7 protein-coding genes and 1 pseudogene are annotated in these 10,844 nt (G+C 36.3%); 2 read left to right on the top strand and 6 right to left on the bottom strand.

Annotated elements, in window-relative coordinates:
- Positions 1-129: 129 nt before the first annotated feature.
- Positions 130-867: an adaptor protein MecA gene (mecA, locus tag B7692_RS02565; protein WP_084923947.1), complete on the bottom strand. Its 738-nt coding sequence runs from the start codon at positions 865-867 to the stop codon at positions 130-132.
- A gap of 123 nt (positions 868-990) precedes the next feature.
- On the opposite strand from mecA, the gene B7692_RS02570 reads away from it, so the two are divergent.
- The gene (locus B7692_RS02570) at positions 991-2,469 is read left to right on the top strand and encodes an oligosaccharide flippase family protein (protein ID WP_084929815.1); all 1,479 of its coding nucleotides are present in this window, start codon (positions 991-993) and stop codon (positions 2,467-2,469) included.
- 78 nt (positions 2,470-2,547) lie between these two features.
- Here B7692_RS02570 and B7692_RS02575 read toward each other — a convergent pair.
- The 5 genes and pseudogenes from B7692_RS02575 to B7692_RS02595 form a co-directional block, all read right to left on the bottom strand.
- Positions 2,548-5,043: pseudogene (locus B7692_RS02575) on the bottom strand (MBL fold metallo-hydrolase).
- A 39-nt stretch (positions 5,044-5,082) separates the two neighbouring features.
- Entirely contained in the window at positions 5,083-5,895 is an 813-nt protein-coding gene (locus tag B7692_RS02580) for a LicD family protein (protein ID WP_084929816.1), read from the bottom strand.
- Positions 5,896-5,939: 44 nt separating this feature from the next.
- On the bottom strand, positions 5,940-8,096 hold the full coding sequence (locus B7692_RS02585; RefSeq protein ID WP_084929817.1) for a LicD family protein: 2,157 nt from the start codon (positions 8,094-8,096) through the stop codon (positions 5,940-5,942).
- A 21-nt stretch (positions 8,097-8,117) separates the two neighbouring features.
- On the bottom strand, positions 8,118-9,086 hold the full coding sequence (locus B7692_RS02590; RefSeq protein WP_084929818.1) for a glycosyltransferase family 2 protein: 969 nt from the start codon (positions 9,084-9,086) through the stop codon (positions 8,118-8,120).
- The gene (locus B7692_RS02595; protein WP_084929819.1) at positions 9,083-9,919 is read right to left on the bottom strand and encodes a LicD family protein; all 837 of its coding nucleotides are present in this window, start codon (positions 9,917-9,919) and stop codon (positions 9,083-9,085) included. Before B7692_RS02595 ends, B7692_RS02590 begins: the two co-directional genes overlap by 4 nt.
- Positions 9,920-10,133: 214 nt before the next feature.
- Here B7692_RS02595 and B7692_RS02600 point away from each other — a divergent pair.
- The coding region (locus B7692_RS02600) for a helix-turn-helix domain-containing protein (RefSeq protein WP_142360015.1) at positions 10,134-10,844 on the top strand (711 nt) is incomplete at its 3' end.

The following is a 10,844-nucleotide window of genomic DNA, read 5'->3' on the forward strand; positions in this document are numbered from 1 at the left end:
AATATAGCCATTATAACAGAATTTTGTGAAAATTCCTATTATAGTAAATCACTATTTCAGTCTAGAAAAGAAAAAACGAATCTGATGATTCGCTCTTCTTAAAATCTAGAAATAGCTTTCCAGAAATGATTATCCAATCTTTTGTAGATTGAGCACTGCATCATGATTCATCAAGACTTGACCATACTCCTGCAAGACTGAACGACTGATATCACTATCGTCCGCAAACTCACGCATACGAGCCAACAGCCAAGCTGGATATGGACTTGGATGATTTTCAATATCCACTAAAATGGTCAAATAATAGCGCTCATTCATCTTGTAGAGTTCAGAAGTTTCCATCTCAAAAGTCACTGTCTTGGCAAAAGTAACCAAGTCAGCCAACTTAGCAAAAGAAAGGATGTAATAGATGTAAGGCTCTTTCTTGCTATCAGCTTCTTGTTCAGCATGCTCTTGCTCTTCTTCCTTAGCTTCGACTTGCTCTAGAGATTGAATCGCTTCGATGTCATCCTTGGTTTTGTCTGCGATGCTTTTTTCCAAGGTTTTGATAAATTCATCTGGCGACATTTGGGCTAATTCTTCCATATCTGGTAAATCCGATAAGTCTTCAAAATCTAGATTTTGGTCAATCTTTGATTTGGTTACAAAGACATCTACCTTATCAGGTTTTGGAGTCACACGGAAGCTCAACATGCCTGTATCCAAAAAGCTCTCAGGCATCTCTAACTCATCCAAGATGGCATAAAAAAACTCTTCTGTTTTTTCTTGAGGAACGAGAAAGTCAGCAATCTCCATTCCTCGATCCATCAAATCTTCTAAAGACATCGTGATTTTTAAAGTTGTATCACTGATTTGTTTCATTTTCATTGCTAGTAACCTCATACTTTCAGTTCTATCTATTATACTAGATTTTTACGATTTTATCAAAAGAATGAAGCGAGAATGTGATATAATACTAGATATGATTTTAGATTTAAGAAAGAAAGTTCAATGAAAAATATAAAAGTAAATGCCTTGGCCAGCTTGCTGGTCAATATTCTCAATATCGTTTTTCCACTGATAACCAATCCTTATCTGACGCGGATTCTCAGCAAATCCAATTACGGTTATTTCAATACGGCCAATACTTGGGCAAGTTTCGTTATTCCACTTGCAGCCTTTGGGATATACAACTACGGGATTCGAGCTATCAGTAAGGTCAAGGATGACAAGAATAAAATCAACTACGTCTTTTCTAAATTGTTTTATATCTCGGTTTTCACCTCTCTCCTGACGACAGGTATCTACTTCCTCATTATCTTCTTTGACACTAGCATTGAGAATCTGAAAGTCCTCTACTACATCCTAGGGGCCCAAGCACTCTTCCAATTTCTCAATATCGAATGGATGAACGAGGCTTATGAAAACTATGCCTTCATCCTCTACAAAACATTAATTATTCGAATTACCATGCTGGTCGCTATCTTCGCCTTTGTTAAAACGGCAGATGATATCGTTCCTTATGCTATCGTTATGACAGCGACCACTATCCTCAACTACCTGCTCAGTTTTCTTTGGATTAAGAGAGAAGTTTCTTTTGTTAAGATTGGATTCGTCGAATTAGTCAAAGCATCTAAACCGCTCTTGACCATGCTACTCTTAGCGAACGCCAACATGCTCTATACCTTGCTTGATAGAATGTTTATCACCAAGGGACCGGATGAGAACTATATTTCTTATTATACAATTGCCTATAGTATCGTCATGCTGATTGCCAGTGTCTTGAGTGGAGCTATCAACGTCAGTATTCCGCGTCTTGGCTACTATCTTGGTAAAAAGGATTACAAGTCCTATAATTATCTCGTGAATCAAGCGGCATCCTTATTCTATTTCCTTATGGTTCCAACTAGTATCGGGATTATGATATTGGGGCGGTACGCAACTGTTATTTATTCTTCTGAAAAATATCTTGAAGCGGGTATCGTAACTAGCGTCTTCGCTTTTCGTACCATTATATGGGCTATTGAATTGATTCTTGGTAAACAGATTATCTTTATCAACGACCATGAAAATCGCTTAACTGCCTTCTACTTCCTCGGTGGTGGCGCCAATATACTATTAAATAGCATCTTGTATTTCAATAATATTTTTGCACCTGAGTATTACATCGCCACGACCATTATCGCAGAAGCTATCGTTGTTTTACTTGAAATTCATTTTATCAAGAAATACCAACTGATTAGTTTAAAAGAAATTTTTATAACCTTAGCACGTTATAGCCTCATATCCCTTGGTTTTATACCAATCTTCTATATTTTCAAGATGATTTTCCAAATCAATTCCTACACAGTAAACTTCAATATGATTCTCATGGTTCTTTCTACCGTAGCAACTTGTGGTATCTACTATCTCTTGACACTTTTTATCGCCAAGGATAAAACACTCCACTATGCACTGAACCTTGTACTTGCTAAATTAAAACAAAATTAAAAAATCCCCTACTGATAAATTAGTTACCAGTAGGGGATTTCTTCTTTATTCTTTTTCTCTCTTTTCAGAAGCGTTGGCTTATAGGTTTGAATCTTGTTTAGGTTGTTCAACAATAGAGGAATTAGCTTCTTGTTTCTATTCTGGCTTGACTACCTCGCTATTTATAGCAGCAACAGCCTGTTTCCAGATACCTTCTCCGTTTACTTTGTAACCATCAGGTGTTGTTGCGTTCTTCAACAAAGAACCATCAGCTTGGAAATAGTACCAATTACCATCAAGCCATTTCCAACCAGTTTGCATAGCTCCTGATTCATCAAAGTAATAATGATCACCATTTACTTTATGAAGGCCAACCAACATGATGCCATCTTCAGGATCTAGATAATACCAGACGCCTTTGTCTTTTATCCAACCAGTTTTCATGGCTCCATTTGATTCAAAGTAACGGTAATGATTATCAAACCATTTCCAGCCAGTTTGCATGGCACCAGATTTGCTAAAGTAATATTGCTTACCATCTACTTGATGGAGGCCGATTAACATAATTCCTTCTTTACCTTCAAGATAATACCAGGTATCACCATCTTTCAACCAACCAGTTTGGAGTGCGCCAGACGTATCGTAATAATGCCAAGAATCATTTGACCACTGCCATCCAACTTGCATAGTACCTGCTGAGCTGAAGAAATAGTTCTTACCGTCAATTTCTTTAGAGCTGACTGCCATGATACCTGTTTCTGGATCCAAGTAATACCATGTTTCTTTATCTTTCAACCAACCAGTTTTCATAGCACCTGAGTTCGTATAGTAGTACCAGCTATTGTCTTGCCACTTCCAGCCAGTCTGCATGGCACCACTAGCATTCAAATAGTAACGAACACCATTTATATCTTGTCTGCCAGTTAACATGATGCCATCTTTATCCAGATAATACCATGTTTCCTGATCCTTGACCCAGCCGGTTTTCATAGCTCCAGAACTTGCAAAATAGTTCCAGTGACCATCAACAAAGACCCAGCCAGTTTGCATGACACCTTCTTGATTAAAGTAGTACGTGCTTCCATTGATATTCTTTTTACCGACAGTCTCTAGCCCATCCTCATCATAGAAATACCAATCTGAATCAAGCTTTTGCCAAGTTGAAGGCTTACCTGCTGTTTGGAGTGCACCACTTTCGGTAAAGAACATCTTCTTGCCATTATAGACTTGATGTCCTGTTAGCATCTTTCCATCTGCCGCAAAAAGATATTTTTTCCCTCCAATTTCAGAGAGCTCGCTAAATCGTCTAGCACCATTCGATTGGATATAATACCAAGAGTTATCTAGCTTGAACCATCCACCAGTTTGCATTTTACCATTTTGGTTCAGATAGTAATCATTCCCCTTGGCATTTTCTCCCCAGTCGTCATTAAGGTGAAGCCAGCGGCCTGCTTGCATTTGTCCTTTTCCATTAAAGAAGTAAGTGGCTCCGCCAATCTCTTTCCAGCCGATAGCCATTTCCCCGTCAGACAAACGATATTTCCAATAGCCATCTTCTTGATACCATTTTTCGTCAACTACTGGGATATCAGGGAAGGTATTTGAAACATTAGCAAATCCTTTATCGCTAATATCAAAAACAGTAGCGTCTTGAGTTTGGCTAGCAGCATGAAGAACCTGAATATTTTTCTTCTGAAGGTATTCTCTGGTTGAAGCAACATTAATATCTCCACCAGTTGTCTGAATAATCATTTTTGGTGATAAGTTTTCAAGGAAATTAATTGTATTTGAAATTGTCGCATCATAATGGTGGTTCCATTTCATCATATCAACCTTGCCGATAACTGGACCTAACTTATCTTCTGCTCCTTCGGCATTATCCAAATCTCCACCAAGATAGATTCTCTTTCCTGCCACAGTCACTACTGAAACAATGGAGTTGGAGTTATCATCTCGAACTTTTTTCAGATTCCCGTCAGCATCATATTCATTCTTATAGTTGTAGAGCTGGATATCCATATCACCTAATTTTAGATGACTATCCTCATCTGAAATATTCTGAATAAGAGTAACTCCTCGTTTTTGAGCTGCTCTCAAAGCATTATCATAATTGAAAAGATTATCCCATAGCCCCCACTTTGCTGTGATTCGATCATCTGAATATTTTTTCAAATAAAACTTACCAACCTGATAACGATTGAGTATTTCGTCTGCTCCACCAATATGATCACTATGAACATGAGTTCCTATGATAAAATCTAATTTTTTAACACCTATTTCATCTAGGTGGCGAATCAATCTATCCTCTAATACTTGATAATTTCTCATAGAAATTCCCCAACGACTTGGATAGCGTGGGTCACTCCCATCAGGAAAATCATAGTCTTCTCCCATATCAATCAAAGCATAGTGACCATTGCTTTCCAGAAGGATGGCGTCACTCCCAGATTTTGCTTTAGTATTTATGAAATGGATACGATTGCCCGAACCTGCAGAGATAGTATTTGCATCTACTCCTTGCGATAACTGAATCAGCGCTAGAAAGAATACAAGAAAACTATACCCAACTAATTTTATTAACTGTTTATTTTTCATCTTGAAAACCCCTTTATTTTAAAAGATAAGAAACTTATACTAATCAATCCAATAATTTTTATCTCCTCCTGGCACTTGTTGCTCAATGGGTGGCGGACTCATATAGTTTTCTCCAAATTCGTAGACAAGTAATTCATGGTATTTTCTTGGAGCCTTCACTACAATATTTTCATACGGTACATCAATCAAATCATAGAGCCATTCTTTTTTGATTCCCTCTGAAAAGCTAGGATCAAATATCGTACAAGCAAGATACTCAGCTTGGTCTAAACTATATTTCAAAGCAAGATTCTCTAATTTTTGATTCCAAATTTGTGGAGAACTTAGTTGAAAAATAGCTGACCCAATGTAGCGAGGTAGATTTTTAAGTCCCCCCATCTCAGATTTGATACCCTTAAAATTTAAAGAAGAGAGGCGAATAAGATATTGGTAGAGTTTCATTTTTTTACGGTCACTTTTCTCCGTTGCGACACCATCATACGGAAATATATCAACACAGGTTCCCAATACAACCTTAGAATCTCTAAGATTGGCATCTCTACGTGTTCTTATATCATAGACTCTCATATAACTGTATGGATATCCCTTTGTTTCTCTAAAGGAAATCAATTTATAGTATGGATGATTTTCATTTTTTAAAATCTTATAAAGTTTTTCAAATTCATCCCGTGCCAAGGAAATATCTGTATCATCATCCCAAGGGATAAATCCTTTATGGCGTACAGCTCCTAGTAAGGTTCCAAAATCGATGAAATACTTAATATCATGTTTTTCACAGATTTCATGTAAATACTCTAGAATATCAAGTTCCACTTGCTTAATCTCTTCTAGACTTAAGATTCTCTCAGACATTTTTGTAACTCCTAATTTTTTCTCTTTCCTTTAACAAAGAAATATTATCCATTATCCACAATTTTCCATAGTTTGAAATCATGATGAGAAACTTGTTGAGCTACTGGTGGCAACTGCATGTAGTCTCCATAATCTGAAGTGAGAATTTCATGGTAGTGTTTTGGTATCATAAATTCCTTGCCTTCAAAATTGCCAGTTTCAACATCTTCTATCCATTCGCGTTTCCAAACAGGTTTGTTCATATCTTTATAAATAAGGTAATCTGCTTGTTCATAATCTTCTACTTTTCTTGATTTAGCCAATTCATCAATTTGAGAAACATACTTATTTGTATTAGTGAAATAAAAGATAATAACAGAAATATAGCGGATAATTGAATTTACTACACTTTTAGTATTCGTAATTCCTTTGAATGTGTAACAACTTAATTGACGCTTTTTAATAATCTTGGTCATCTTGTCTTTAAAAGACTGATCATCTTCATAACCATCTACAGGAAAAATATCTATATAGATTCCCATATTTGAATCAATTCGCACATCCTCCTCCACTAGATAGGTCTGATTATCTTTGATCTTCATAAAAGGATAGACATATTTGATATTATTTTTATAAGACATAAGTTCATATCGTTCATCTGGATGTGCAAGCATATAATCTTGCAGTTTTTCATAATCATCACGAAGCATACAAATATCCATATCATCGTCCCATGGAATAAAACCTTTATGACGAACTGCACCAATTAAACTACCATACGATAAGAAATATTTGGCACCAATTTTCTGACAAACTTCATGAATGTACTCCATAATCCCTAATTCCATTTGTTGAATTTCAGAAATATCTGTTACTTCCTCATAACGGATTTTTTTTTCTTTCAAAAAAATCGTTAAACCATAACCAATTACTAACCAGAAAATTATGTTGATAAAATTTGTGGAGTAGATGATTTGACTTTCAAATAATTGGCCAAATAAAATCCCAAAAAATAAAATTATAATTAATTTTTCATCATTTTTCTTAGTCACAATTAAATAGATTATAAAACGTAAACTTACATAAGCGATTATGAGTATAAAAGAAATGAGTCCTAAGAATCCAGAACTTACAAAAATTGTAATAAATATATTATGGAAATTACCACCAATGAGTGAATTTTGAATTTCATATTTACTAAAATATTGGGTATAATAATCTGAGACATTTCGAACACCATAACCAAATACTGGTTTCTCAATTCCCATTTTAATTGCATTTTTCCAAATATACGTACGACCACTAGGAGTTGTTTCAATCAAATGAAGTTCAGTATTTTTCTTTTCTATATCCGAGCCTATTTCAGAATAGGATTCACCCTTATTTAAATCAATGATAGCAGTTCTTCCAGATGAAATATAAATAGAGTTCAAGTAACTTAGACCAATATCAGCACTGGTAACCAAGGTAGCAGCAACTGCAAATGTAACAATCTTTTTGACAAGATTACCTCTAGTAACGAATAGACAATATACCCCAAGCATCAATATGACCGATAGGAGCGCCCCTCTACTTTGCATAGCCGCAAAATTTAGAAATTGAATTACATTATTTATCTTCAGATAAATCGAGTACCTACTTCCTTTGTTGATGAGATACAAAGCAAAAACAATACTAATATAAGAAAAAATAGCACTAGCATTTGGATTAACAATCCCCCACAGACGTCCATTCATAACACCATAGTAATAAGATTGTTCGCCAATCTTAAATAGGATAAGGACTCTACTTACCAATAAACCAAACGCAAAAATTGCTGAAGAAAAAGATACAATTTGAACCGTATAGGCAATCCAGTCAAATAATTTTTTAAGTTGCCCTGATTGTAACATGGTAAATAATAAAACATAGGTTACCATGAAGAGGATTTCAATCACATTTCCAATCAGATGTCCAGAGCGATTGAAAATAGCTGATAGCAGATGACTTCCAGCTAAGAGTCCAAATAAGGATAGAAATTTGCGATCTACTGTAATTTCTTTCCACTTAAACAATAAGGTATAGCAAATATAAAACACTACAATCGCTGATAATCCCTTGTAGAGGGGATTTGCTATCTTATAAACCAGTGAACTCATACTTAAAATCGAAATAAAAACAAATAGATACGCAATCCATAGTTTTGATTTTTCAAAGTATTCATCCAATTTTGAAAAATTCATTTTCAACTCCTTCTCATGATATTAGTTTTTTAATCCAACAATTTTCTTATATAGCCATGGAGAAATGACAAGTGAAAAGATTGCTATCTTGCGAAAAGTAGTGAAATAAGCATCCTTCCATATTTCGCGCCGATGCTGAACAATCCAAGCCCTTAGTTCTACTTTCTCCTTTTGATACTGTTCAGATGAAGTAAAGATAATTTTATCGTAAACTGTGATGTACGACCAGCATTCTCTATTTTTTAATTCGTATTTTAAATTAGGAAAGACTTGTGATACTTGAGCAATAATTCTCGTATAAACTTTTATAGTGTCAAATACATGCCGATTAACAGATGTTGTCGCACTTCCCTCACGATGATCATAATAATAAATTGGTTTATCAATGAATACACTACTACATCTTGTCTTTAGTAACAATTCCGTTAAAAATAAGGCATCTTCAGCTAGATGGTAGTCTGTATTAAATTTTTCATCTGTCAGCAGGTCTCTCTTAAATAGTTTTGCGACTGGAAAGAATGACGTTCTGGTAGTCATCAGTAATTCTTTCATGGTTTCCTCTGTTGACCAAAGTTCTTTTCTACCAGAATACAAGGGCAAGTCTGTCACTATTCCATTTTTGATATGGTGTAGAGGAGCAATCACAAAACCTACATGTTCTCCCTCAACTGCACTAGCTAAAGTAGCTAGATAATCATTGGTGACGAAATCATCGCTATCAATAAAAGTTATCCAAGCACCTGTCGCTAGCTGAATTCCAACATTTCTGGCATTAGAAACACCAGCATTTTCGATATGGTAAACCTTGATATTTTCATACTGATTTGCTAAATGATCACAGATTTGTCCACTAGAATCAATAGACCCATCATTTATTAGGATTAGTTCAAAATTGGTATAAGTCTGATGAAGAATTGACTCCACACATCGTTCCAGATAGTTTTCTACATTGTAGACTGGAACGATAACGCTCATTTTTTCTCCCATCATGCTCCGTATTCTCCCTTGTACTCTCTATAACTCTTATCCATGTCTGCTATAATCGCATCATGATGTGGTAGCTGCTTATCTGCTGGTGGAGGTGTCATGTAGTCTCCAAAAGCAGTGCTGAGATAAGCATCATAGCCGACTGGAATGGGCATCTCTGTCTCTTCAAATGGCAAGAAAAGATTATCCTCAAAAGATTCGATTAGGTACTTGTTTCTCATGTAGCCAGGACCCGAGCATAATTCCGTGATTCCATCGCTCTCAGCCAGACTATATTTGGTCATTTCTTTCTCAGCCTTTTTCCAAATGCGATAACGTAGAGATTTTGGCGTCACGCCCAGTAAAATGCGGCTTCCCCACTTCATAAGTGCACCATGCTTTTCTGGGACAGTTTGGGCACAAAAGAGTGAATAAATCAAGGCCCAGCGAACCTGTTTCTTTCTCTCAGCTGGATTTTTAGGATAATAATCCAAAGGCAACACATCCAAGGCCAGACCATGTGGTAAATTCAAATCCTGCTGGTAAGGTTTGATACAGGTGGTTTCCTTGTCACGAATGGTAATAAAAAGATTGCGGTCGACAAAATCCTTGTTACTCTTTGACAAGAAATAACGCTCATCTGCATAACGAGGCCATAATTCTGCTAATTTCTCATAATCCTTACGAGGCATAAAAAAGTCTAGGTCGTCGTCCCAAGGAATAAAGCCCTTGTTTCGAAGGGCACCAATAGCGCCTCCACCACAGAGATAACAGAGCAAATCATGTTCTTTACAAAAGGCCACAAAATATTCAGCCATCTCCAGACTTCGAGCCTGAATAGCTTTTAAATCAGTCATGTCTCTCCTCTTCTGTTCAATAACGAGTTATATCGTTTTATTATACCATAATCTATCATTTCTTTCCATCTTTTGCTCTACTCCCCTTTTCATGGAAAAAGAGGTAACTTCTCAAAGTAACTTCCACTTGGCTAGCCAAAGTGGAAATTAGTCTAAAACGGATTTTTATGGTGGAATTAAGTGTGAGACGTTTGAGTTAGAAATGAGGTCTACTATGACAAAACACAAACACCTTACCCTTTCAGACCGTAATGATATCCAATTAGGCTTAGAACGCGGGGAAACATTTAAAGCTATTGGGCAACTTATTCTAAAAGACCCGACCACTGTCTCCAAAGAAGTCAAACGAAACAAACAAATTAGAGACTCTACCTCTAATAACCTTCCTTGTCCTCTACTCAATAAGGCTACCTTTGTCTGTAATGGATGCCCTAAAAGAAGACAAAATCGTGGCTATCAGAAAATCTTCTACCTCGCTAAACAAGCTCAAAAACAGTACGAACAAACTCTTGTCGAAGCTCGTGAAGGTACTCCTCTCAACTCTCAGACTTTCTGGGACATGGATAAAATTATTTCTGATGGGATTAAAAAGGGGCAACACATCTATCATATCCTCAAAACTCATAACCTTGATGCCAGCTCCTCAACTCTCTATCGATACATCCGAAAAGGTTACCTGTCTATCGCTCCGATTGATCTTGCCAGAGCCGTTAAATTTAAAGAGAGACGGAAAAGTAAGCTACCTTCCATCCCTAAAGAAGCTAAAAAAGGCCGTTCCTATGAGGATTTCCAAAACTATTTAGCACTGCATCAACTAGACTCTTGGCTGGAAATGGATACAGTTATGGGCAGAATGGGAGGTAAAGTCCTACTCACCTTCAATCTATCTTTCTGTAACTTCATCTTCGCTAGACTTCTGGATAAT

Source organism: Streptococcus mitis (assembly GCF_002096925.1).
Taxonomy (GTDB): Bacteria; Bacillota; Bacilli; order Lactobacillales; family Streptococcaceae; genus Streptococcus; species Streptococcus mitis_AF.

Excerpts from the sequence above, each read along its gene's own strand:
- mecA (WP_084923947.1), bottom strand. The coding sequence starts at position 867 with ATGAAAATGAAACAAATCAGTGATACAACTTTAAAAATCACGATGTCT.
- B7692_RS02570 (WP_084929815.1), top strand. The coding sequence starts at position 991 with ATGAAAAATATAAAAGTAAATGCCTTGGCCAGCTTGCTGGTCAATATT.
- B7692_RS02580 (WP_084929816.1), bottom strand. The coding sequence starts at position 5,895 with ATGTCTGAGAGAATCTTAAGTCTAGAAGAGATTAAGCAAGTGGAACTT.
- B7692_RS02585 (WP_084929817.1), bottom strand. The coding sequence starts at position 8,096 with ATGAATTTTTCAAAATTGGATGAATACTTTGAAAAATCAAAACTATGG.
- B7692_RS02590 (WP_084929818.1), bottom strand. The coding sequence starts at position 9,086 with ATGATGGGAGAAAAAATGAGCGTTATCGTTCCAGTCTACAATGTAGAA.
- B7692_RS02595 (WP_084929819.1), bottom strand. The coding sequence starts at position 9,919 with ATGACTGATTTAAAAGCTATTCAGGCTCGAAGTCTGGAGATGGCTGAA.